This window comes from Comamonas sp. DB36, from assembly GCF_057914905.1.
This window is the reverse complement of sequence record NZ_CP196631.1, coordinates 815,001-837,737: the sequence shown is the minus strand read 5'-3', so window position 1 is coordinate 837,737 and position 22,737 is coordinate 815,001. Positions and strand designations below refer to the sequence as shown.

Genomic DNA, 22,737 nt, shown 5'->3' with positions numbered 1-22,737 from the left:
GCATGGGTCAAATGGCAAAGGTTTCCGAACCGATGTACTTTTTACATCGTGTCACACCGAAGTCTGCTCCATATCGAAAGACCGTACCCTAAGCATGCCCTCACTTCTTCAAGCTGTTCTGCAAGCGCTGCACTGCTGCCTTGGTCTGCTCCACATGCTCTGCCGGATCGGAACCCACATGGGCAAACTTGATCCGGCTGTCCTGGCCGATCACATACGAGATGCGGTCGGCGCGCTGGGGGTTGGCCGCGGCCGAGGCATCGTAGGCGCGAATGGTGCGCGCCTGGGGATCGGAGGCGACCGCAAACTGGTCGCGGCAGGCTTCGGTGGAAAAGCGCTGCAAGGTGGCGATGTCGTCATGCGACATGCCCACGACCTGCGCGCCCAGCGCATTGAACTGCGGCGAGGCTTCGGCAAACGCATGCGCCTCGAGCGTGCAACCCTGGGTAAAGGCCTTGGGGAAGAAATACAGCACCACCGGCCCCTTGGCCAGCGCCGCTTTCATGTCGAACGCGAAAGGCTTGCCGGCAACGGCCGCCTGGGTGGTGAACGCCGGGGCCGCATCGCCCACCTTGAGCACCGCATGCGCGGCCGGAGAGAACAGGGCCGCGAGCAGCGCGGCCGCGGAAAATGCGGTGGAGAGGCCAGAGCCGGTAGTGCGCATGGGAGCTTTCTTCCAATGGTGGATGCGGCCATTGTCCAGGCTTTTGCCCAGGCACGGTCATAGTTCCTGCGCGGCCGCAATGAACTCACAATGGGGTTCTACATCACCTGGAGAATTTGACAATGACAGACAAGAAGGTAGCGGTCATCACGGGCGCAGGCTCCGGCGTAGGCAAGGCCGTGGCCCAGGCATTGCTTGCGGCAGGCTTTCATGTGGTGCTTGCCGGGCGCCGCGCCGAGTTGCTCGAGCAGGTCAAGACAGAAGCGCAGACGCAGCACGGCCTGGGCGAGCGCGTGCACTGCGTGCCCACCGATGTGAGCGACCCCGAAGCCGTCGCCGCGCTGTTCGCGAGCGCGGTCGCGAAGTTCGGCCGCGTCGACCTGCTGTTCAACAACGCGGGCCGCGGCAACCCTCCGGGGTCCTTCGTCGACTGGACGCCGGATCAATGGCGCGAAGTGGTCGATGTGAATCTCAACGGCATGTTCTATTGCCTGCAGCAGGCCTTCAAGGTGATGCAGGGCCAGAGCCCCCAGGGCGGACGCATCATCAACAACGGCTCGATCTCCGCGCATGCGCCGCGCCCCAACTCCATTGCCTACACTGCGACCAAGCATGCGGTGATGGGGCTGACCAAGACGGCCGCGCTCGACGGCCGCCCGTACAACATCGCCGTCGGGCAGATCGACATCGGCAATGCGATGACCGACCTGGCGTCGCGCATGGCCAAGGGCGTGCCCCAGGCCAATGGCGACATCGCGGTCGAGCCCATGATCGATGTCGCGGTCGTCGGCCAGTCGGTGCTCTACATGGCCAGCCTGCCGCTCGAAGCCAACGTGCTGTTCCACACCGTCATGGCGACCAAGATGCCTTTCGTCGGCCGCGGCTGACAGCGCTTCGCCTAGGCCGGGTTCTCGGCCAGGGCCTGCGGGCTGCGCGCCACCACGATGCGCCCCTTGCCGGCCCGCTTGGCGGCGTACATCGCCTCGTCGGCCAGCTGCAGCAGCTGCGCCGATGAGTCGTCGGCCGCGAGATTGAGCGCCAGGCCCATGCTTGCGCCGACATGCACCACGGCGCCATGCTGCAGCCGTATGGGCTGGCTGATGGCCGCCAGGCAGCGCTCCATGATCTCCACGGCTTCCTGGGTCGAGCCCAGACCGGCAAGCAGCACGACGAACTCGTCGCCGCCCAGCCGGGCCACGCAATCGGAAGCCCGCGCCTGGGCCTTGAGCCGCGCGGCGACGACCTGCAGCACTTCGTCGCCGGCATCGTGTCCATGCGTGTCGTTGACCAGCTTGAAGCCGTCGAGATCCATGAAACACAAGGCCACCAGCGCCTGTGCGGAATGGGTAGCGGCGGACAATGCCTGCTCCAGCGTCTGCTCCAGCGCGCGGCGATTGGCCAGGCCCGTGAGCGCATCATGCGTGGCCAGATGCCGCGCGGTCTGCTCGTCTCGCTTGAGGCCGTCGATGTCGACGAAGATCCACAGCGACTCCACGTCGTTGAGCCGCGCGCCGCTCACGTCCGCCCACAGCGTCTGGCCATCGCTGCTCAGCAGCTGTATCTGGGTGTGGAACTTGCCCGCGGCGCGCAGCGCGGCATAGGCCTGCTCGCCCACCTGCTGGTAAATGGCTTCATCGGCATAGATGCTACGGATCGGTGCGCCCTGCAGGTCCCCGGCCGAGCGTTTGACCAGCCGCTGCATCGCCTGGTTGGTCCACAGCACCTTGCGGTCGCGCAGCCGCGCCATGCCGATCAGGTCATTGTCGATGAACAGCTCCTGCTCCTTGAGCAGTTCCGTCATCCTGATCTTCGCCAGCCGCTCGCGCGCCTGCAGCCGGTACAGGCTCACCGAGCCCAGCGCGATCAGCAGAATGCACAGTCCCGTGAGCCCCCAGGCGCGCCAGGCGGACGCGCGCCACATCGCCAGATAGGTCTCTGTGCCCAGACCGGCGGCGACCGTCAGCGGATAGTTGGTCAGCCGCTGGTAGGCGGTGATGCGCTCCACGCCATCGAGCAGCGTGGGCGTGATGTACCAGCCATGTTCGGGATTGCTGCGCAGCGCCGCGTGGTATTGCGCGGACACCAGGTCGTCGCCCAGGCCTTGCTCGGAGTAGGGCTGGTTCGCATTGAAGCGCGCGACCAGGCGCGCATCGTCGGTGCGCAGCGCCATGGCGCTGTCCGGTCCCAGCGATTGCTGGCTGAACAGCCGCTGGAAATGCTCGGCCGCGACGACGGCATAGACCACGCCCTGAAAGCCGCCATCCGCGTCCTGCAGCCGCCGGGCCAGCACGATGGCCCATTTGTCGAAGGACAGGCTCACCAGCGGCGAGGACACGACCATCTGGTCCGTATCCCGGGCCTGCTCGAAATACGGCCGGCTCTCGATCGAGAACGGCACGGTGACTTCGCTGGGCACCAGCAGCACCTGGCCATCGGGGCCCGTGGTCCTGAGCGCCGTCACGAACGGAATCAGCGCGCGCTGTTCCTGCAGCGCTTCCTCGAGTGCGGATTGCGCCGCGGGCAGGCCGTCGATGGAACGCATGCGAAACCGGTTCGTAATGGACGACAGCGCGTTGTCCACGAGCCGCAGCTCCGCCGTGAGCTCCAGCCCCAGACTGCGGGCCTGATTGCGCGTCACGGCGATGCCCAGGTCCATGTCGGCCTGGTAGTTGGCATGCAGGTTCAATCCGGTCGCAAGGCACAGCAGGCATGCCACCAGCAGATTGCCGAGAACGATGCGCCGCAGCACTGTTTTGGAAATCCTCAGACTCATACCGCTTTGTCGTGAATGCGATGCAGCGCATCGGGTTGCAATTCGCCTGGCGACACGCGCGCCCAGGCACGGCGACTCTTCAACCGGCAGTTTGCCGGTTTACGCGGAAATTGAACAGTCTGCAGCAACCGGGCGGGCGCTTGCGCCGGTGCCAGGCTCCGCAGTTTGCGGGCCGCTCTTCCTCCCAAAAAAAATGCCTGCCATGGGAAACATGGCAGGCGCGGTTCGCCGCAGGACCCGGGGCAGGCGCCGCTGCCGGCCCGCAGCGCCGACCCGCGCCCGGCGTCAGAAGGCGTACTTGACCGCCGCCATCACATTGCGCGGCGCACCATACATTGCACCGTAGTTGCTCAGGCCGCTGTAGTAATGCTTGTCGAAAACGTTGTTCAGATGCAGCGACACCGACAGCTGCCGGCTCACGGCGTAGCGCGCCATCAGGTTGACGACGGCATGGCTCTTTTGCGCCGGCTCGCCCACATAGCCGTATTCGCTTTGCCAGTTGACACCGCCGCCTATGGTCAGCGGATGGAGTTCACCGCGCAACCGGTAAGTGGTGAACAGCTTGAGCCCGTGGCGCGGAATCGGGGTGTTGGCGCGCGTACCATCGGCATCCTTGCTCGAGGTATAGGCATAACCGGCACTCATGTTCCAGCCCTTGGCGACTTCACCCGCAGCCTCGAGTTCCAGGCCCTGGGTGGTGATGCCCTGCAGCGCATCATAGGCGTCCGTGCCCGCGTTGTAGACCGCCAGGTTGTCCTGCCTGGAACGGAAGACCGCGAGGCTGGTGATGAGCCGACCGTCGAGCCAGCCGGCCTTGACGCCGGCTTCGTAGCTTGTGCCCTGCTCGGGGGCCAGTGGCCGGTTGCTCACGTCGCGCACCGATGCGGCCTGGGGCTGAAACACCTGGGTGTAGTTGCCGTAAAGCGACCAGCGCTCGTCCAGTGCATGCACCAGCCCCGCATAGGGCACGACCACGCCGCGCTCGCGCAGCTCGGTGCGGCTTTGCGCACCGGCCACGGTGGTGGTGTCGGCCACGCGTTTCCAGTCGATCGCGCGCGCGCCCGTGATCAGCGTGGTCGAATCGCCCAGGCTCCAGCGTGCAGTGACATAGGCGCTGAGCTGGTTTTCCCTGGTCGCGGTATCGCTGGCCTTGACGAAAACCGGCACGTTGGCATTGCCGTCCCAGTCATGCAGGTTGCCTATGCTGCCGTCGTAGCCAGTCCATGGTCCCATCCAGCCGCCGTAGTCGCCGGTGTCCCTGTGCAGCTGGGACAGCGAGACGCCGGCCACTGCTTCGTGCGCGCGCCCAAACAGCGAGAACGGCCCGTTCAGCTGCGCATCGACACTGTTCTGGCGGTCCGTGCTTTGCCAGCGCACAGGCCACAGCGCGCCGCCCAGACCCGTGGCCTGGTCTATGCTGCCGGTCAGAAAGTACAGCGCACTGTCGTATGCCGAGCGCAAATGCGCATAGTCGATCTTGGCATGCCAGCCGGTGCCGAAGTCATGTGCCAGCGAGGCGAACACGCTGTCCACTTGCGGCGCGTGGTAGGCCCAGTTGGGTCCGATGTTGATCGAGCGCGCGAAGTTTGTCGCCACGCCATTGCTGTAGGTCAACGGGAAACCGGTGCGCATTGACGCATCATTCCGGTCCGATTGCGCGCTGAAACCTGCGGTCAGCAGGGTCGAGGGCGCCAGGTCCAATTCCACGATGCCGTAGACCACATCGCTCTTCTTATGGTAACGGTCTATCCAAGAATGCTGCTGCTTGGCGTCGACCACCAGCCGGCCGCGCAGGCTCGCGCTGTCATTGAGCGGCGAGGAGATGTCGGCCCCGACGCCATATCGGTCCCAGCTGCCGGCCTCGGCGCTGACGCTGATCTGGCGCTCGGCCATGGGGCGCTTGCGGACCATGTTGATGCTGGCCGACGGATTGCCCATGCCGCTCATCAGCCCGTTCGCGCCGCGCACGACTTCAATGCGGTCGTACATGACGGTGTTCTGCATCGAGCCCGCCACCGCGCTGGGCATGCCATCGAGCAGGTAGTTGGAGACGGAAAAACCGCGTGACCAGATGCCTTCCAGATCCGTTCCCATGCCCTGGCGGAACGCGGTGACGCCGGTGGTGAACTCCAGTACCTCGTTCACGGTGTCGAGGTGCTGGTCGTCGAGCCGCTGGCGCGTGATCACCGAGACCGATTGCGGCGTCTCCTTCGCACCCAGCGCCAGCGGCGTTCCGGTCGCGCTGCGGCCTATGGCGCGGTAGCTGCCCGTGCCTTCGGTGGCGCCGCCGGGCTCGGCCTGCGCGCTCACACGCACTTCCGCGAGCGCGCTGGCCGCGCCCACGGCGGGCGTGACCCGCACCAGAAAACCCCCACCCGCGCGCGGCACCGCATCCAGCCCGGTTCCCGCCAGCAGCGCGGCCAGGGCCTGGGCCACGGTCATCTCGCCTTGCACGCCCGGGCTTTGCCTGCCCGCCGTATCCGCAGTGAACAGCGACAGCATGATCCCGGCCTCGACGCCGAAGCGGTTGAGCGTGGCCGTCAGTGGTCCGGCGGGAATGTCATAGCGCTGCGTTGCCGCGGCCTGGGCATGGGCGCATGGCGCAGCGATCAGGCAGGCTGCCGCGGGCAATGTCAGCACCATCGGGCGCAGGGCGAAGGCCAGGCGCGTGGCGCGCAAAATCGGGTGGTGACCCATGATGTTCTCTCTGTCTGTAAGGGGTGGTCGACGAAATGCCGCGCCATGCATGGCGCTTCACCTCCATTGCCCCGCGAGATGGGAAAAGTGATCAGCAAAGGTCCCAGAAATTACCGCGGCTGCACGCTGACCCAGTAACGCGTGGCCGTGCGCAGGGCCAGGGGCTGGGTTGCCAGCAGCATGTCGAGCACGCGGTCGGTGTCCGCGAGCGGGTAGGTGCCGCTGATCGGCAGGCGCGCGACCACGGGATCGCACCCCAGATAGCCGGGGCGATGGCGCGCAAGCTCCGCGAGGAACTCGGCCAGCGGCATGTCCTGCGCCACCAGCATGCCGCGCGTCCAGGCGATGGCGCTGGCGTCGGCCGATTCAACCGTCTCTGCGTGCTGCGCATCAAAGCGCACCTGCTCCCCTTTGGAAAGAATGAAGCGGCGCGCCGGGCTGCGCTGCGGCGTGATTTCCGTCTGTCCTTCGAACAGCATGACCTGGGTGCTGCCCAGGCCGCGCTCGCGCACGCCAAAGCGCGTTCCCAAAGCACGGATGCGGCCATGGCGGGTTTCGACCACCAGCGGCTGGGCAAGCGCGGTCGAGCCCGGCGCCGTGGTCACGAGGATCTCGCCGGCGCGCAAGCGCAGCAGGCGCCAGCGCTCGTCGTATTGCACGTCCAGCGCACTGCGGGCGTTGAGTTCCAGCTGCGTGCCGTCGGGCAAAGTGATGGCGCGGCGTTCAGCCGTGCCCGTGCTTTCATCGGCGCCGGCCAGCCAGACGCCCGAAGTTTCGCCCTGCGCCTGCCACGCCAGCGTGCCCGCCCCGGCGCCGCTGAACAGCAGCAGCGCCAGATTGCGCAGCGCCACGCGCCGACCGCGCCCTGCGCTGCGCGCCGCATGCGCCAGGGCCGCGCTGGCCGCAGTTCCGGCTAGCGGCTGCAGTTGCAGTCCCATGGCCTCTATGCGCTGCCAGGCGCGCTCGTGGTCGGCATGCGCCTGGCGCCAGGCCTGCAGGCGCTGGTTCAATTGTCCGCGCGCGTGCGCAGTGAGTTCGTCCGACTGCAACTCCACCAGCCAAAGAGCGGCCTGTTGCTGCACCGCGGGCGCAATGGCGGCGCTCATGCCGCGGAATCGTTCAGGAAGCAGACCTGCACCACGGCCCGGGCGATGTAGCGCCGTGCGGTCGGCAGCGACACCCCCAGCTCGACGGCGATATCGGCCTGCCTCATGCCCTCGATCTGCGACAGCAGGAATGCCTGGCGCACGGGCAAGGGCAGTTCGCCCAACAGCCGGTCGATCTCTACCAGGGCTTCCAGCACGATGGCGCGCTGTTCGGGCGAGATCGCAGTGGGTTGCGGCTGCAGCGCCAGCGTCTCCAGGTAGGCCTGCTCGATGGCGCGGCGGCGGTAAAGATTGGCCGCGAGTCCCTGCGCAATGGTGACCAGCATGGCGCGCGGCTCACGCAGCGCACGGATCTCCTGTACGTCGCGCCCCATGAGCCGCAGATAGGCGTCCTGGGCCAGATCGGCCGCGTCGAAGGCATTGCCCAGCTTTCTGCGCAGCCACGCCTGCAGCCAGCGGTGATGATCCGAGTACAGCGTGGTGATCTCGCGGCTGACTACGCTGTCGAGAGCGGGCATAAGGGAAGGATTGGGCGGATTGCAAAGCCTGACGAACGCTGCGAGCGCCATCAGTAATAATTCTTATTTGCATTTTAGCGCCGCATTTCAACGATGCGCAAAGCAGCCCAAGGAACTGCCGCACAAACGCCCCCTGGCTGGCGAACGAGGCCCGGACTGCACCGGCCATCTGCGGCGCGAAACGCGGGCAAGAGGCAAAGGCAGGCAGTCCGTTCGACAACTGCGCCATTGCTGCGGGCGGAATCGGCAAATCCGCGCTGGCGACAGGCAAAAAAAAGCCAACCGCGAAGGTTGGCTTTTGCCCAACCCGCAAGGGTTGGATTTTTGGTGGGCCTCCCGTGAGTCGAACACGGCACCAACGGATTATGAGTCCGCTGCTCTAACCAAGCATGAGCTAGAGGCCCTTGACTGGGCGCCTGAATGCACAAGGCATTTCAGCAAAACTCGACTATTGTAGAGCCTATCTGCGATGACTCAAGGCATTGGTGACCAGCTTCGATGTGATATCGACGATCTGGATCATCTTGTCGTAGTGCATGCGCGTCGGGCCGATCACGCCCAGGGTGCCGACGATCTTGCCGTCGACTTCGTAGGGCGCGCTCACGATGGACAGTTCCTCGAACGGCACGACATGGCTTTCGCCGCCGATGTAGATGCGCACGCCCTCGGCCTGGCTGGAGATGTCGAGCAGGCGCAGGATCTGGGTTTTCTGCTCGAACAGGTCGAACGCGCGCCGCAGGTGGTCCATGTCGCTGGAGAAGTCGCTCACGGCCAGCAGGTTGCGCTCGCCCGAGATCACCACATCGGCCTCGTTGCTCTGGTCTTCGCTGCCCACATTGACGGCCGCCTGCATCAGCGCCGCGACTTCGCCGCGCAGCAGTTCGACTTCGCCCTTGAGGCGCTCGCGCACCTGCTCCATGGCCAGGCCCGCATAATTGGCATTGAGGAAGTTCGCGGCCTCGACCAGCTGCGACGAGGTGTAGTCGACTTCGGTGAAGATCACGCGGTTCTGCACGTCGCCCTCGGGCGAGACGATGATCACCAGGAAACGTTTTTCGGACAGCCGCACGAACTCGATCTGGCGGAACACCGAAGTGCGCTTGGGCACCATCACCACACCGACAAACTGCGACAGGCTCGACAGCAGATGCGCCGCGTTGGCGATGACTTTCTGCGGTTGTTCGGCCGGCAGCGCGGGCGCGTGGAAGTCGTCGCGCTGCACTGTCAACATGGTGTCGACGAACAAGCGGTAACCTTTGGCCGTGGGAATGCGGCCCGCCGAGGTGTGCGGGCTGACGATCAGCCCCAGTTCCTCAAGGTCGGACATCACATTGCGTATCGTCGCAGGCGACAATTCAAGGCCCGAGGCACGCGAAAGCGTGCGTGAACCTATGGGCTGGCCGTCGGCGATGTAGCGCTCGACCAGCGCTTTGAGTAACAACTTGGCACGGTCATCGAGCATGTAGTGATTTTAATGATGTAATTTCAAAATGACGTCTAAGTTCCGCCGAGTCGCACTGATCGGGAAATACCAGTCGCCCGCATCCAGCAGCGCCAGCCCCGACAGCGCACGCCACGCGCTGCAGGATATTGCCAGCTTTGTCAGCAGCCAGGGATGCGAAGTCATTGTCGACGCCGAAACCGCCAGAAACGCGGGCATACAGAATTACCGTTCGATGGATGTCGACGGCCTGGGAGCGCACTGCGACCTGGGCCTGGTCGTCGGCGGCGACGGCACCATGCTGGGCATAGGCCGCCACATGGCGCGCTACGGCACGCCGCTGATAGGCATCAACCAGGGGCGCCTGGGCTTCGTCACGGACATCCCGCTCGAAGATTACCAGACCACCCTCACGCCCATGCTCCAAGGGGAATACGAGGAAGACCTGCGGCCCATGATCCTGGCGCGCGTGATGCGCGGCGATCAGCTGGTGTTCGAGGCGCTGGCAATGAACGACGTCGTGGTCAATCGCGGTGCCACATCGGGCATGGTCGAGCTGCGCGTCGAAGTCGGCGGCCACTTCGTCGCCAACCAGCGCGCCGACGGCCTGATCATCGCCACGCCCACGGGCTCGACAGCCTATGCGCTGTCGGTCGGCGGGCCGATGATGCACCCGTCGATTCCCGGCTGGGTCATGGCACCGATCGCGCCGCACACCTTCTCCAACCGCCCCATCGTGCTGTCGGATGCGACCGAAGTCGTGATCGAAGTCGTCGGCGGGCGCGATGTCAGCGCCAATTTCGACATGCAGTCGCTGGCCTCGCTGCTGCACGGCGACCGCATTCTGGTGACCAAGGCCGAGCATTCGGTGCGCTTCCTGCATCCCAAGGGCTGGAACTACTTCGCCACGCTGCGCAAGAAGCTCGGCTGGAACGAGGGAGTCAACTGAGATGGGTCTCAAACGCATTGCGCTGCGCGACTTCGTCATCGTCCAGGCGCTGGACCTCGACCTGCATGGCGGCTTCACGGCGCTGACCGGCGAGACCGGCGCGGGCAAATCCATTCTGATCGACGCCGTGCAGCTTGCGCTGGGCGCGCGCGCCGACGCCGGCGTGGTGCGCGAAGGCGCGCCCCAGGCCGATATCTGCGCCGAGTTCGAATGCCCGGCGCGGCTCAAGCCCTGGCTGGAACAAGGCGGCTTCGCGCTCGAGGACAGCCTGCTGCTGCGCCGCGTGATCGACGCCCAGGGCCGCAGCCGCGCCTGGATCAATGGCGCGCCGGCCACGGCCACGCAGCTGCGCACCGTGGGCGAGCAACTGCTCGACATCCATGGCCAGCACGCCTGGCAAAGCCTCACGCGCCCCGACGCGGCGCGCGAACTGCTCGACGCCTATGCCGGCCTGCAGACCCAGCCGCTGCGCAATCTCTGGACCGTGTGGCGCAATGCGCGCCAGGCGCTGGAGCACGCGATTGCCGCGCAGGACACCTTGCAGCGCGAACGCGAACGCCTGCAGTGGCAGATCAGCGAAGTCGAAAAGCTCGACCCGGGTGAAGACGAATGGGAAGAGCTCAACGCCCAGCACACGCGGCTGTCGCATGCCCAGGCGCTGCTCGACACCGCGCAGGGCGCGCTGTTCGCGATCGAGGACGATGAAACCGGCGGCCTCGCGGCGCTGGGCCGCGCGCACAGCGACCTGCAGGACCAGGAGCACCTGGACCCCGAATTCAAGGAAATCGCCGAAGTGCTGGCCTCGGGCCTGGCGCAGATCAGCGATGCACGCCACTCGCTGCAGACCTATCTGCGGCGCACCGAACTCGACCCCGAACGGCTGGCCGAACTCGACAGCCGGCTGTCGCTGTGGATGCAGCTAGCGCGCCGCTACAAGCGCCTGCCGGCCGAACTGCCGCAGCTGTACGCAGGCTGGAAGGAAGAATTGCGCCAGCTCGACGCCGTGGTCGACATCGCGGGCCTGCGCGCCCAGGTCGATGCGGGCTATGCCGCCTACGAACAGGCCGCCAAGGCGCTGTCGCAGCAGCGCGCCAAGGCCGCGCCCAAGCTGTCGCGCGCCATCACGCTGGCGATGCAGGGCCTGGGAATGCAGGGCGGGCGCTTCGAGGTTGCGCAGACCGCGGCCGACGAACCCGGCCCGCACGGCATGGATACGCTCGCGTTTCTGGTTGCCGGCCATCCCGGCGCCAGCCCCAAGCCCATAGGCAAGGTGGCATCGGGCGGCGAGCTCTCGCGCATCTCGCTGGCGATCGCGGTCACGACCAGCGAACTGGGCGAAGCCTCGACGCTGATCTTCGACGAAGTGGACTCGGGCGTGGGCGGGGCCGTGGCAGAAACCGTGGGCAAGCTGATGCACAAGCTCGGCCGCGATCGCCAGGTGCTGGCCGTGACCCATCTGCCTCAGGTCGCGGCCTGCGCCGATCACCATCTGGTCGTTGCCAAGAAGCGCGACAAGCAGGCCACCACGAGCACCGTTACCGCGCTCGTGCCCGAGACGCGCGTGGCCGAAGTCGCGCGCATGCTCGGCGGCGAGCGCCTGTCCGAAACCACCATGGCACACGCGCGCGAAATGCTGCAGCAAGCGACCGTGCCGGCGCGCAAAGGTTGATGCATGTCACTTGAAATCGTGTTGGTCACCGGCATGTCCGGTTCCGGAAAATCCGTGGCGCTGCATGCGCTCGAGGACGCAGGCTACTACTGCGTCGACAACCTGCCGCCCGAGCTGCTGGCCTCGTTCGTCGCGCTCGAGCATGCACACCATGGCAACCGCGTGGCCATCGCCATCGACGCGCGCAGCGCCACCGGACTGCCGCAGCTGCCGGCGCAGCTGGCGCTGCTGCGCAGCCAGGGCGCGGTGGTGCAGTCGCTGTTTCTCGACGCCACCACCGGCACGCTGGTGCGGCGCTTTTCGGAAACCCGGCGCCGCCACCCGCTGTCGGGCGACGAGCTGCAGCATGGCCGCCGCGCGCTGGTGCAGACCATCGAATGGGAGCGCGAACTGCTGGCCGACCTGCGCGAGCAGTCGCAGGTGATAGACACCAGCACCATACGGCCGTCGCAGCTGCAAAGCTATGTGAAGAGCCTGGTGACCCTGCCCCAGGGACAGATGACGCTGGTGTTCCAGTCGTTCGGTTTCAAGTACGGCCTGCCGGCCGACTGCGACTATCTGTTCGATGTGCGCATGCTGCCCAATCCGTACTACGACACCGAGCTGCGGCCTTTTTCGGGCAAGGATGCGGCAGTGCAGGCCTTCCTGCGCCAGCAGCCCGAAGTGCAGCAGATGCAGCAGCAGATCGCGCAGTTCTTCGAGCACTGGCTGCCCTTGCTCGAGCAGAACCACCGCAGCTATGTCACCGTGGCCATTGGTTGCACCGGCGGCCACCACCGCTCGGTCTACCTGGTCGAACAGCTCGCCGCGCATTTCGGCAAGGACTGGCCCACGCTGACCCGGCACCGGGAACTCGACGCGCGCACTCCCGCCGCGGAAATCTAGCCTTCGCGCTCGAGCAGCTTGCGGACTGGCGCGGGCAGGCCCATGTCGGTCCACTGGGCGCGCGTATACCAGTCATCGGCTTCGGGCTCGGCCGTGCCTATGCGTGCCACCACCGCATGCAGGTGCAGATCGCGGTGCGTGAGCACATGCAGGAAAGCGGGCTGGTGCTCCAGCTGCACGCCGCCCTGCGGCCAGCGCGCCTGCACGGCGGCTTCGAGCGCCGCCGCATCCTCGAACACCGGCGGGCTGTAGAGCCCGGCCCAGATGCCCGTGGACGGCCGCTTGGCCAGGCCTATGCGCCCGGCGCTGTCCTGGGCCACGAGCAGCCACCACGACTGGGAGCTGCGCTTGAGCTTGCGCGTGCGCACCGGATAGTCCTCGGGATTGCCGGCGCGCGCCGCGCGGCACTGGCTTTGCAGCGGGCACAGCAGGCAGGCCGGCTTGCGCGGCAGGCACAGGCTCGCGCCCAGGTCCATCATGCCCTGCGTGTAGCGCGGCATCGCGTCCTGCAGATCGAGTTCGCGCGGATCGGGGCACAGCTCGGTGGCCAGATCCCACAGCGTGCGCTCGTTGCGCGCCACGGCCAGATCGGCATCGAACGCCAGCACGCGCGTGAGCACGCGCCGCACATTGGCGTCGAGAATCGGCACGCGCTCGGAAAAGCAGAACGCGGCAATCGCGCCCGCGGTCGAGCGGCCTATTCCGGGCAGCGTCGCGAGTTGCTCGGCGGTCTCGGGAAAGCGCCCGCCGTGCAGCGCCATCACGGCCTTTGCGCACTTGTGCAGATTGCGCGCGCGGCTGTAGTAACCCAGGCCGCTCCACAGCGCCAGCACCGCGTCCTCGGGCGCGGCCGCAAGGCTGGCGACATCGGGAAACTGGGCGAGAAAGCGCGGGTAGTAGCCGAGCACGGTCGCGACCTGGGTCTGCTGCAGCATGATCTCGGAAAGCCAGACCCGGTACGGGTCGCGCGTTTGCTGCCACGGCAGATGATTGCGGCCATGCGAGGCCTGCCACTGCACGACGGCAGCGGCGATCGAGGAAGTCGTCAAAATCAGATTACCGATGTGGGGTCTTGTTCTGCAGGCGTTGAATGCGGCGCGGGCGGCACGGGCGGCTCTAACAGCTCCCGGCACAGCTGGGCCAACTGCTCGGTCAGCGCCGCGATCTCCTGCTCGGCGGCATCGATTTCGGCGATGCGCTCGACCAGGCTGCTGGCCGCGAGCTGGATGCGGTCCACCGCTTCTATGCGGCGCGTGAAACTGCGCTTGCGCTCTTTCCATTGTGCATCGAGTTGCACCATCGCCGATTGGCTCCACAGCGAGAGCTCCTGGCCGGCGGCGCCAAACACGCCCGCGAGGCGCTCGGCCAGCGCGCGGATCAGGCGCTGCGAATAATCTGCGCGCGCGAGCTGCAGCGCATGGCCCAGGCCCAGGTAATGCAGGTAGCCGCGCTCGATCTGCGCCAGGTCGCGCGCCAGATCCTGCAAGGGCCAGGACGCGGTCGCCTGCAGCGAAAAGCCGAACTCGGCATTGAGCGCGCGAAACGAGGCGACCACCATCTGCTGCAGTTCGCCGGCATCGACCAGCACCTGGTCGACCGCGGCGCGCAGCTGTTCGAACGTCGCGACATAGGCCTTGCGCGCGCCGAGCTTGAGGCCGCCGCGCGCCAGCGACTCGCGCAGCGGCGCGAGCCTGGCCTCGATCGCGGCCGCGCCCAGCGACTGCAGCACGCTCTGCAGCGTGCGCGCCTGCACGCTGCGCAGCGCCTGGATGCGCGCCGCGCTGGCGTCGAACTCCGTCTGCTCCTGCTCTATGCGCGCGCGCATGGAGACGATCACGCTGGAATTCTTGCCGCGCAGGCTGCGCAGCTCGGCCATCTGGTCGTCGAGATCGCGCCGGCGTATCGTGAGCCGGCGCACCACTTCAGTCTGCAGATGGGCGACGCCGGTGGCGACGGCCGCGCGCAGAACATGCTGGCGCTGGCCCATGATGCCTTCTGACAGCGCCTGCTCGAACGCCATCAGACCGCTGGCGCGCAGCAGCGCGTCGTCGGCGGCGATCTTCGCGACCAGGCCTTTTTGCGCCGACACCGCGAGCACGCGCTCGAGCGACAGGCCCAGCGTCTGCGCCGATATCGCGCGCTGGCGCTGAATCTGCGCATGCACCTGCTGGCCGGTGCTGAGCCGGTCCCACAGCGTATCGATCTTGTTGAGCACCACCAGCCGCGACAGATCGCCGCTGTCGCTGGGCGCGAGATGCGCGCGCCAGACGGCCAGGTCGGACTGCGTCACGCCGGTGTCGGCGGCAATCAGGAACACCACCGCATGCGCCTGGGGAATCAGGTTCACGGTCAGTTCGGGCTCGGCGCCGACGGCGTTCAGGCCGGGCGTGTCGAGAATCACCAGCCCCTCGCGCAGCAAGGGGTGGGGCAGGTTGATCAGCGCATGGCGCCACATCGGCACTTCGACCAGGCCCTGTTCATCGAGCACCGGCTGCTCGTTGGGATGGGCTTCATCCTGCCAGAAGCCCCAGGCGCGGGCCTGGGACAGCGGCACGCGGCGCGTTTCGGCCACCTTGGCGAGCATTTGCGCGAGCTGCGCGCTGTCGTCGACATCGAGCGGCCACTGCTGCCAAGCTTCGGGCCGCAGCCGCCATTCGGCCAGGCTGGGCGCATGTTCGCGGGTTTCCACGGGCAGCAGGCGCAGGCAGGGCGCCAGCCCTTCGTCCCAGCCCAGCTCTGCCGGACACATGGTGGTGCGGCCCGCGCCCGCGGGCATCAGGCGCCGGCCGTAGCCCGCGAAGAACACTGCATTGATCAGCTCGGACTTGCCGCGCGAGAACTCGGCGACGAAAGCCACCGTGACCTTGTCGCCGCGCACCTGGGCCTGCAGGCGCTGCAGGCGCTCGTCGACCGCCGCGTCCAGCAGTTCGTGGCCCGAAAGCCATTCGCGCAACTGATGCAGCTGCCGTGCGAAATCACGGCGCCAGCTGCCGTGCTGATCGAACTGCGCATTGAATGGTGTGGACAACTTGGCTCTCCCGCGGATGTACTGCGGACAGGGCGCCCGACTTCACAAAATATATAGCAAGTGCCAACCAACGATACGCGGCACCTGCCCATGATACCGGCGTGACCCTGGCCCGGGACGGCAAGCCTGCGGCCGTCCGGGGCTGCTCAAAGCTTCTGGCAATAAGTGCAGTAGAAAGTGCTGCGCTGCCCCTGGCGCAGCATGCGCAGCGGCGCCGCGCATTGCGTGCAGGGCAGGCCTTCGCGGTCGTAGACCTGGGCCTGCAGCTGGAAATGCCCAGGCATGCCGTGGGCATTGGAGAAGTCCTTGAGCGTGGTGCCGCCCTGCTCCACCGCGGCCGCGAGCACGCGGCGTATGGCTTCGTAGAGCCGCAGCGCGCGCCGCGGCCCTATGGTGTTGGCCGGCGCCAGCGGCGAGATGCGCGCCGTGAACAGCACTTCGGAGGCGTAGATGTTGCCCACGCCGACCACCAGCTTGCCGCCCAGCAGCAGTTGCTTGATCGGCGTGCGGCTGGCCTGCAGGCCGGCGTAGAACGCCTTGGGCGCAAACCCATCCTCGAGCGGCTCCATGCCCAGGCGGCTGAGCAGTTTTTGCGCCACCGGATCGGCCTCGCCCGCGGCATAGACCACGGCGCCGAAGCGGCGCGGATCGTGCAGGCGCAGCACGCCCTGGCTGGTGACCAGATCGAAATGATCGTGCGGGCCTGCGGGCGGCAGGCCCTGGGCGGACGCAAAGCGCAGGCTGCCCGACATGCCCAGGTGCAGCAGCAGCAGGCCTTCGCTCATGTCCAGCAGAAGATATTTGCCGCGGCGGCGCACGGACAGCACCTCGCGCCCCACCAGGTCTTCGGGCGCCAGCCCCAGCGGCCAGCGCAAGGGCTTGCCCAGGCGCGCGGATTCTATGCGCGCGCCCGCGATGGCCGGGGCAAACGAACGGCGCGTGACTTCCACTTCGGGTAATTCGGGCATGGCAATCCTGGAAAATGGGCCGCCTTGGGACGCTGCAAGACACGCCACGTGCGGCAATATTCTTTGCAATTGGGGCGGTTTTGCGGCAATGCAAGCTGCACCCGGTTGCGCGCAGGGGGACCCCGTTCGATTATTATCATTCGATGGTTCATCCTCTACGCCCTCGGGCCCTGGCGCTGGCCGCCGCACTGGTCGTCGCCCCCGCAATCGCCTGGAGCCAAACGGCGCCAGTGCCCTCGGACGCCGAAACCCTGGCACCCCAGCCGGACAACGACGCGGACGACCCCGCGGCGCTCAACGCCGAGCTGTTCTATGAAATCCTGGTCGGCGAAATGGCCGCCGGCGTCGGTGATCCGGGCAGCGGCCAGGCACTGATGCTCAATGCCGCGCGCCAGAGCAACAATCCCCAGCTGTACCGCCGCGCCACCGAAATGGCGCTGCAGGCGCGTGCCGGCAACCAGGCGCTGACTGCGGCCCAGGCCTGGCGCCAGGCCTTTCCCGAATCGCGCAATGCCAACCGCTATGTGCTGCAGATCCTGGTGGCGCTCAACCGCATAGGCGACACCCTGCCCTATCTGCGCCAGGAAATCGCCTCCACGCCCGCGCCGAGCAAGCCCGTGGCATTTCTGTCGATCACCCAGCTTTTCAGCCGCGTCAGCGACAAGGCCCTGGCGGCCGACATCGTTGCCCAGGCGCTCGAAGGCGAGTTGACCGATCCGGCCTCGGGCCCTTCGGCCTATGCCGCGATAGGCCACATGCAACTGGCGGCGGGCAAGCCCAGGGCCGCGCTCGACGCCATACAGCGCGCCGAAGCGCTGTCGCCGGGCAATGGCGCGGCGGCGCTGCTGGCGCTCGAGCTGCTGGAGAACGGCCAGCGCGACGCCGAGCCCATCGTTGCGCGCTATGTCGACAAGCAGCGCGGCGCCGACATGCGCATGGCCTACGCGCGCATCCTGCTGGGGCAGGAGCGGCTCGAGCCCGCCGAAGCCCAGCTCCTGGCGATCACGCGCGAGAACCCCGATTACGCCGACGCCTGGTTCACGCTGGCGCGCATGCAGGTCCAGACCCAGCGCTGGCAGGCGGCCGAAGCTTCGCTGCAGCGCTTCGACGCCCTGATTCCCCAGCTGCCCAATGCGGGCATACAGCGCAACGCGCGCACCGAGTCGGCCTTGCAGCACGCGCTGATCGCCCAGAAACAGGGCCGCCTGCCGCAGGCGCTCGAATGGCTGGAGCGCATCGAGGGGGGGGCCCAGCTGCTCAACGTCCAGGTGCGCCGCGCCTCGATACTCGCCCAGCAGGGCCAGCTGGACCAGGCGCGCGCCGTGATCCAGGCCGTGCCCGCGGGCACCGAACAGCAGCAGCGGCTCAAGAAGCAGGCCGAAGTGCAGCTGGTGCGCGAAGCCGGTCAACCGGCGCTGGCCTTCACGCTGCAATCCGCATTGCACCAGCAGTTCCCGCAGGACAACGAGATTGCCTACGACACCGCCATCCTGGCCGAGAAAATCGGCCGTTTCCAGGAAATGGAAAGCCTGCTGCGCGACATCATCGCGCGCGACCCGGGCTTTCACCACGCCTACAACGCGCTGGGCTTTTCGTTTGCCGAACGCGGCGTGCGCCTGGACGAAGCGCGCGCGCTGATCACCAAGGCGCTCGAAGCCGCGCCCAACGACCCGTTCATCATGGACAGCCTGGCCTGGACCGAATTTCGCAGCGGCAACGCGGCCCAGGCGCAGGCCTTGCTCGAGAAAGCCTTTGCGCTGCGCCCCGACGCCGAGATCGCCGCCCATCTGGGTGAAGTGCTCTGGAGCAGCGGCCAGCAGCGCCAGGCGCGCGCCATCTGGGACAAGGGCCTGGCGCTGAACGCCGACAACGAAACCTTGCGCGAAACGCTGCAGCGCCTGGGCGTCAAGCCATGATGGCCGGGCCCGTGCGCGCACGGCGCCGCGCGCTGCTGCTCGCCACCGCTCCGATGGCGCTGTGGCTCGCGGGCTGCGCCCAGCCACCCGCGCGCCCCGCACCCGCCGATGCCGCGGCCTACTGGAGCGGCCGTCTGGCGCTGCAACTGCACGACCCCCAGGCCCAGGAGCAGTCGTTCAGCGCCTCGTTCGAGCTGCAGGGCGCCGAGCGCGCGGGCCAGCTGCTGCTGCTGAGCCCGTTCGGCGCGGTGTTGGCCGAACTGCAGTGGAGCCCCGCGGGCGCACAGCTGCGCCAGGGCGGCCAGCTGCGCGAATCGCCGTCGCTCGACGCATTGGTGCAGGACACCGTAGGCACGCCGCTGCCCATAGGCGCGCTGTTTGCCTGGCTCGCGGGCCGGCAGGCGTCGGCGCCCGGCTGGCAGGCCGACCTCACGCAATTGCCCGAAGGCCGTCTGCGCGCCGAACGCACGGACCCGCTGCCGCGCGCCACGTTGCGCCTGGTGCTGGACCGCTGAAGTCCGCGGCCCCTCTTTTTTTGATTTCTGGTTTCCATTCCATGCGTTCGCTCCTCGATGTGCCGGCCCCGGCCAAACTCAACCTGTTCCTGCACATCACCGGCCGCCGCCCGGATGGCTACCACCTGATCGAATCGGTGTTCATGCTGATCGACTGGCAGGACCGTCTGCATTTCGAGCTGCGCGCCGATGGCGCGATCACGCGCGAAGACCTCAGCGGCATGCGCCTGCCCGACGAAGACCTGATAGTGCGCGCCGCGCGCGCCTTGCAGCAGGCTACGGGCTGCAGCGCGGGCGCGCATATCGGCATAGACAAGAGCATTCCAGCCCAGGCCGGAATGGGCGGCGGCTCGTCCGACGCGGCGACCACGCTGCTGGCGCTCAATCGCCTGTGGCAGCTCGATCTGCCGCGGTCGGCGCTGGAAACCATAGGCCTGGCCCTGGGCGCCGACGTGCCGTTCTTTCTGCGCGGGCACAACGCCTGGGTCGAAGGCATAGGCGATATAATCACGCCACTCGAAAAAGCGTTGCCGCGGCAGCGCTTTGTTGTGGTCAAGCCGGATGCGGGGCTGGAAACAAAATTGATTTTTTCCCACCCTTCCCTGAAACGGGATTCCGAGCATGCTACAATGCCGGTCTTCGCTGCAAAGCACTTTGACTTCGGTCATAACGACTTGCAGCCGGTCGCACAAACCTTGTGCCCCGATGTGAAAAAAGCAATAAACTTGCTTGAATCGCACGGATTGCATGGTAGAATGACGGGCTCAGGAAGTGCAGTGTTTGCACCGATGAAGCAAACGATTGATATGAAAGACGCACCCAGCGACTGGACTGTCAAAGTTTGTGAAAATCTCGACGTTCATCCGCTTCGCGGCTGGGCAAGAGATTAAAGGTTACCGGTTGGTTGCATACGCAATTGACCCGTGTAGGGGAGTCGCCAAGTTGGTTAAGGCACTGGATTTTGATTCCAGCATGCGAAGGTTCGAGTCCTTCTTCCCCTGCCAAATGTCTTATTGCGTACAAGCAAACCCATAAACACTGGGACGCTCATGCAGACCAATCATTCAGACTTCATGATTTTTACCGGCAATGCCAACCGTGGCATGGCCGAAGAGATTGCCAGCAATCTCGGCACCAAGCTTGGCGCTGCGGAAGTTGGCCGTTTCTCCGATGGTGAAGTCACCGTCGAGATCAAGCAGAACGTTCGCACCCGCGACGTTTTCGTCGTTCAGCCGACCTGCGCGCCGACCAATGACAACCTGATGGAACTGCTGGTGATGGTCGACGCGCTCAAGCGCGCCTCGGCCGAACGCATCTGCGCAGTGATCCCCTATTTCGGTTACGCCCGCCAGGACCGTCGCCCGCGTTCGTCGCGCGTGCCGATCACGGCCAAGGTCGTCGCCAACATGCTCCAGGCCGTAGGCGTGGAACGCGTGTTGACGATGGACTTGCACGCTGACCAGATCCAGGGCTTCTTCGATATTCCCGTCGACAACATCTACGCTTCGCCGGTGCTGCTGGGCGATCTGCGCCAGAAGAACTACGAAGACCTGATCGTGGTCTCGCCCGACGTCGGTGGCGTGGTGCGCGCACGCGCCCTGGCCAAGCAGCTGGGCTGCGACCTGGCGATCATCGACAAGCGCCGCCCGAAGGCGAATGTCTCCGAAGTCATGCACGTGATCGGCGACATCGATGGCCGCAACTGCGTGATCATGGATGACATGATCGACACCGCCGGCACGCTGGTCAAGGCTGCCGAAGTGCTCAAGCAGCGCGGCGCCAAGAAGGTCTATGCCTACTGCACCCACCCGATCTTCTCGGGCCCGGCCATCGAGCGCATCGCCGGTGGCGAGGCACTCGACGAAGTCGTGGTGACCAATACCATTCCCCTGAGCGCACAAGCCCAGGCATGCAACAAGATTCGCCAACTCTCCGTGGCTCCGCTGATCGCCGAAACGATCAAGCGCATTTCCACGGGTGATTCGGTACTCAGCTTGTTCTCGGAATAAGACCTCGCTTGCGAGATCTCCAGCCTCCGGGCTGGCGTAAACCTCCTTCGGGAGGTTTTGTGTGTTTCAGAGCATCTCAAGGACAGTCGGGCATGTGCCGGTCTGTCTTTTTATCAAACGAGTCTGACTGGTCGCGGTCGACTCACACAGGAGTTAATTATGAACATTGTCGCTACAGAGCGCGCTAAGCAAGGTACGGGTGCGAGCCGCCGTCTGCGTAATTCGGGCAAGACCCCTGGCATCGTGTTTGGCGGTTCCGCCGAGCCTTTGGCCATCGAACTGGACCACAACGATCTGTGGCACTCCCTGAAGAAGGAAGTGTTCCACTCGAGCGTTCTGGAAATGGACATCGCCGGTCAAGTCAGCAAGGTTGTGCTGCGTGACGTGCAATTCCACCCCTTCAAGCAACTGGTGCTGCACGTTGACTTCCAACGCGTGGACGAAAACACCAAGCTGCACCTGAACGTGCCCCTGCACTTCGAAGGCGCCGACAAGTCGCCCGCAGTGGCCCAGGACAAGTGCATCGTGACGCCTCTGGTCACCGCCCTGCCCGTGGTCTGCGTTCCTTCGGACCTGCCCGAGTTCATCACGGTGGACCTGAGCGACCTGCAAAAGGGCGGCTCGTTCACGCTCAAGCAAGTCAAGCTGCCAAAGGGCGTGGTTGCTCACGTGCGCGGCACGCAAAGCAACCCTGCACTGGTTTCCATCGTGCCTCCCGCCGATGAACTCGTCGCTCCCGTCGAAGGCGCCGCACCCGCTGCTCCCGCCAAGAAGGGCAAGAAGTAATCACTTCTTGAGTGCAGCGCCCGGGCCGCAAGGCCGGGGCGCTGCCCCAAAGCCAACGGCCCACCGCTTCATGCGCGTGGGCCGTTCGCTTTGGGGAGACCGCGGCCCATGGAGATAATTCACACATGATCAAACTGTTTGTCGGCCTGGGCAATCCCGGCCCCGAGTACGAAGATACGCGCCACAACGCCGGTTTCTGGTGGATTGACGAACTGGCGCGCGAGCTCAAGGTGTCGCTGCAGCCCGAGCGCAGCTATTTCGGCCTGGTCGCGCGCACCAGCGTGGACGGCAACAATGTCTGGCTGCTCAAGCCCCAGACCTTCATGAACCTCTCGGGCAAGTCGGTGGGTGCGCTGGCGCGCTTCTTCAAGATCCTGCCCGAGGAAATCCTGGTGGTGCACGACGAGCTCGACGTTGTTCCAGGCCAGGCCAAGCTCAAGCGCGGCGGCAGCCATGCCGGCCACAACGGTCTGCGCGATATCCACGCCCAGCTGGGCACGGGGGACTACTGGCGGCTGCGCATCGGTATCGGCCACCCCGGCGACCGCGCGGAAGTCGCGAACTGGGTGCTGAAGAAGCCCGCGCCCGACCAGCGCACGCTGATCGAAGACAGCATCAACCACTCGCTCAAGTCCTGGCGCCTGCTGCAGGCCGGCGACATGGACAAGGCCACGCTGCAGATCCACACCACCAAGCCGCCCCGGCCGAAAATCCCCAACCCCCTGAGCGGCTGACGCCGCTTCCCCCTCTCAACCTACGGTGGAGGGGGACGGCAACCTCGCTGCGGGGCGGCCCTTGCTCGTTGCCCCCAAG

19 protein-coding genes and 2 tRNA genes are annotated in these 22,737 nt (G+C 66.1%); 11 read left to right on the top strand and 10 right to left on the bottom strand.

Annotated features, from left to right (window positions below; genetic code table 11):
* Nucleotides 1-100: 100 nt before the first annotated feature.
* Nucleotides 101-664: a peroxiredoxin gene (locus ACSVDO_RS04005; protein WP_332535180.1), complete on the bottom strand. Its 564-nt coding sequence runs from the start codon at nucleotides 662-664 to the stop codon at nucleotides 101-103.
* 122 nt (nucleotides 665-786) lie between these two features.
* On the opposite strand from ACSVDO_RS04005, the gene ACSVDO_RS04000 reads away from it, so the two are divergent.
* Entirely contained in the window at nucleotides 787-1,551 is a 765-nt protein-coding gene (locus ACSVDO_RS04000) for an SDR family oxidoreductase (protein WP_332681249.1), read from the top strand.
* An 11-nt stretch (nucleotides 1,552-1,562) separates the two neighbouring features.
* On the opposite strand, the gene ACSVDO_RS03995 is transcribed toward ACSVDO_RS04000, so the two are convergent.
* The 6 genes from ACSVDO_RS03995 to hrcA all read right to left on the bottom strand — a co-directional run bounded on the left by ACSVDO_RS03995 (nucleotide 1,563) and on the right by hrcA (nucleotide 9,220).
* On the bottom strand, nucleotides 1,563-3,437 hold the full coding sequence (locus ACSVDO_RS03995; protein WP_489595000.1) for a sensor domain-containing diguanylate cyclase: 1,875 nt from the start codon (nucleotides 3,435-3,437) through the stop codon (nucleotides 1,563-1,565).
* Nucleotides 3,438-3,722: 285 nt separating this feature from the next.
* Nucleotides 3,723-6,134, bottom strand: a complete 2,412-nt coding sequence (locus tag ACSVDO_RS03990) for a TonB-dependent siderophore receptor (RefSeq protein ID WP_489594998.1) — start codon at nucleotides 6,132-6,134, stop codon at nucleotides 3,723-3,725.
* A 110-nt stretch (nucleotides 6,135-6,244) separates the two neighbouring features.
* The gene (locus tag ACSVDO_RS03985; RefSeq protein WP_489594996.1) at nucleotides 6,245-7,240 is read right to left on the bottom strand and encodes a FecR domain-containing protein; all 996 of its coding nucleotides are present in this window, start codon (nucleotides 7,238-7,240) and stop codon (nucleotides 6,245-6,247) included.
* Nucleotides 7,237-7,758, bottom strand: a complete 522-nt coding sequence (locus tag ACSVDO_RS03980) for a sigma-70 family RNA polymerase sigma factor (protein WP_489594994.1) — start codon at nucleotides 7,756-7,758, stop codon at nucleotides 7,237-7,239. Before ACSVDO_RS03980 ends, ACSVDO_RS03985 begins: the two co-directional genes overlap by 4 nt.
* A gap of 325 nt (nucleotides 7,759-8,083) precedes the next feature.
* Nucleotides 8,084-8,162: transfer RNA gene (locus tag ACSVDO_RS03975), tRNA-Ile, on the bottom strand.
* 56 nt (nucleotides 8,163-8,218) lie between these two features.
* Nucleotides 8,219-9,220 (bottom strand): heat-inducible transcriptional repressor HrcA, encoded by a 1,002-nt coding sequence (gene hrcA, locus ACSVDO_RS03970; protein ID WP_332535189.1) that lies wholly within the window; start codon nucleotides 9,218-9,220, stop codon nucleotides 8,219-8,221.
* 28 nt (nucleotides 9,221-9,248) lie between these two features.
* Here hrcA and ACSVDO_RS03965 point away from each other — a divergent pair, with 28 nt between their 5' ends.
* From ACSVDO_RS03965 to rapZ, 3 genes are read left to right on the top strand one after another with little or no spacing between them, the layout of a single operon-like run.
* On the top strand, nucleotides 9,249-10,148 hold the full coding sequence (locus ACSVDO_RS03965; RefSeq protein ID WP_332535190.1) for an NAD kinase: 900 nt from the start codon (nucleotides 9,249-9,251) through the stop codon (nucleotides 10,146-10,148).
* Between the two features lies 1 nt (nucleotide 10,149).
* The gene (gene recN / locus ACSVDO_RS03960) at nucleotides 10,150-11,817 is read left to right on the top strand and encodes a DNA repair protein RecN (RefSeq protein ID WP_489594991.1); all 1,668 of its coding nucleotides are present in this window, start codon (nucleotides 10,150-10,152) and stop codon (nucleotides 11,815-11,817) included.
* Nucleotides 11,818-11,820: 3 nt separating this feature from the next.
* Nucleotides 11,821-12,702: an RNase adapter RapZ gene (rapZ, locus tag ACSVDO_RS03955; protein WP_489594989.1), complete on the top strand. Its 882-nt coding sequence runs from the start codon at nucleotides 11,821-11,823 to the stop codon at nucleotides 12,700-12,702.
* Here rapZ and mutY read toward each other — a convergent pair.
* From mutY to mutM, 3 genes are all read right to left on the bottom strand, one after another.
* Nucleotides 12,699-13,751 (bottom strand): A/G-specific adenine glycosylase, encoded by a 1,053-nt coding sequence (gene mutY / locus ACSVDO_RS03950; protein WP_332548525.1) that lies wholly within the window; start codon nucleotides 13,749-13,751, stop codon nucleotides 12,699-12,701. The genes rapZ and mutY overlap by 4 nt on opposite strands.
* 2 nt (nucleotides 13,752-13,753) lie before the next feature.
* Nucleotides 13,754-15,730, bottom strand: coding sequence for a dynamin family protein (locus ACSVDO_RS03945; RefSeq protein ID WP_489594987.1), 1,977 nt, complete (start codon nucleotides 15,728-15,730; stop codon nucleotides 13,754-13,756).
* A gap of 146 nt (nucleotides 15,731-15,876) precedes the next feature.
* Nucleotides 15,877-16,698, bottom strand: a complete 822-nt coding sequence (gene mutM, locus ACSVDO_RS03940; RefSeq protein ID WP_332535198.1) for a bifunctional DNA-formamidopyrimidine glycosylase/DNA-(apurinic or apyrimidinic site) lyase — start codon at nucleotides 16,696-16,698, stop codon at nucleotides 15,877-15,879.
* 143 nt (nucleotides 16,699-16,841) lie between these two features.
* On the opposite strand from mutM, the gene ACSVDO_RS03935 reads away from it, so the two are divergent.
* The 7 genes from ACSVDO_RS03935 (at nucleotide 16,842) to pth (ending at nucleotide 22,658) form a co-directional block, all read left to right on the top strand.
* On the top strand, nucleotides 16,842-18,614 hold the full coding sequence (locus ACSVDO_RS03935) for a tetratricopeptide repeat protein (protein ID WP_332535199.1): 1,773 nt from the start codon (nucleotides 16,842-16,844) through the stop codon (nucleotides 18,612-18,614).
* On the top strand, nucleotides 18,611-19,129 hold the full coding sequence (locus ACSVDO_RS03930) for a lipoprotein insertase outer membrane protein LolB (protein ID WP_489594984.1): 519 nt from the start codon (nucleotides 18,611-18,613) through the stop codon (nucleotides 19,127-19,129). Before ACSVDO_RS03935 ends, ACSVDO_RS03930 begins: the two co-directional genes overlap by 4 nt.
* Before the next feature lie 41 nt (nucleotides 19,130-19,170).
* A complete protein-coding gene (gene ispE / locus ACSVDO_RS03925; protein WP_332535202.1) occupies nucleotides 19,171-20,019 on the top strand; it encodes a 4-(cytidine 5'-diphospho)-2-C-methyl-D-erythritol kinase in 849 nt (282 codons plus the stop codon).
* A gap of 37 nt (nucleotides 20,020-20,056) precedes the next feature.
* A tRNA-Gln gene (locus tag ACSVDO_RS03920) sits at nucleotides 20,057-20,133 on the top strand.
* 45 nt (nucleotides 20,134-20,178) lie between these two features.
* Entirely contained in the window at nucleotides 20,179-21,138 is a 960-nt protein-coding gene (locus ACSVDO_RS03915; protein WP_332535204.1) for a ribose-phosphate pyrophosphokinase, read from the top strand.
* Between the two features lie 159 nt (nucleotides 21,139-21,297).
* Nucleotides 21,298-21,924 (top strand): 50S ribosomal protein L25/general stress protein Ctc, encoded by a 627-nt coding sequence (locus ACSVDO_RS03910; RefSeq protein WP_332535205.1) that lies wholly within the window; start codon nucleotides 21,298-21,300, stop codon nucleotides 21,922-21,924.
* A gap of 125 nt (nucleotides 21,925-22,049) precedes the next feature.
* Nucleotides 22,050-22,658, top strand: coding sequence for an aminoacyl-tRNA hydrolase (gene pth / locus ACSVDO_RS03905; protein ID WP_489594983.1), 609 nt, complete (start codon nucleotides 22,050-22,052; stop codon nucleotides 22,656-22,658).
* The last annotated feature ends 79 nt before the right edge of the window (nucleotides 22,659-22,737 follow it).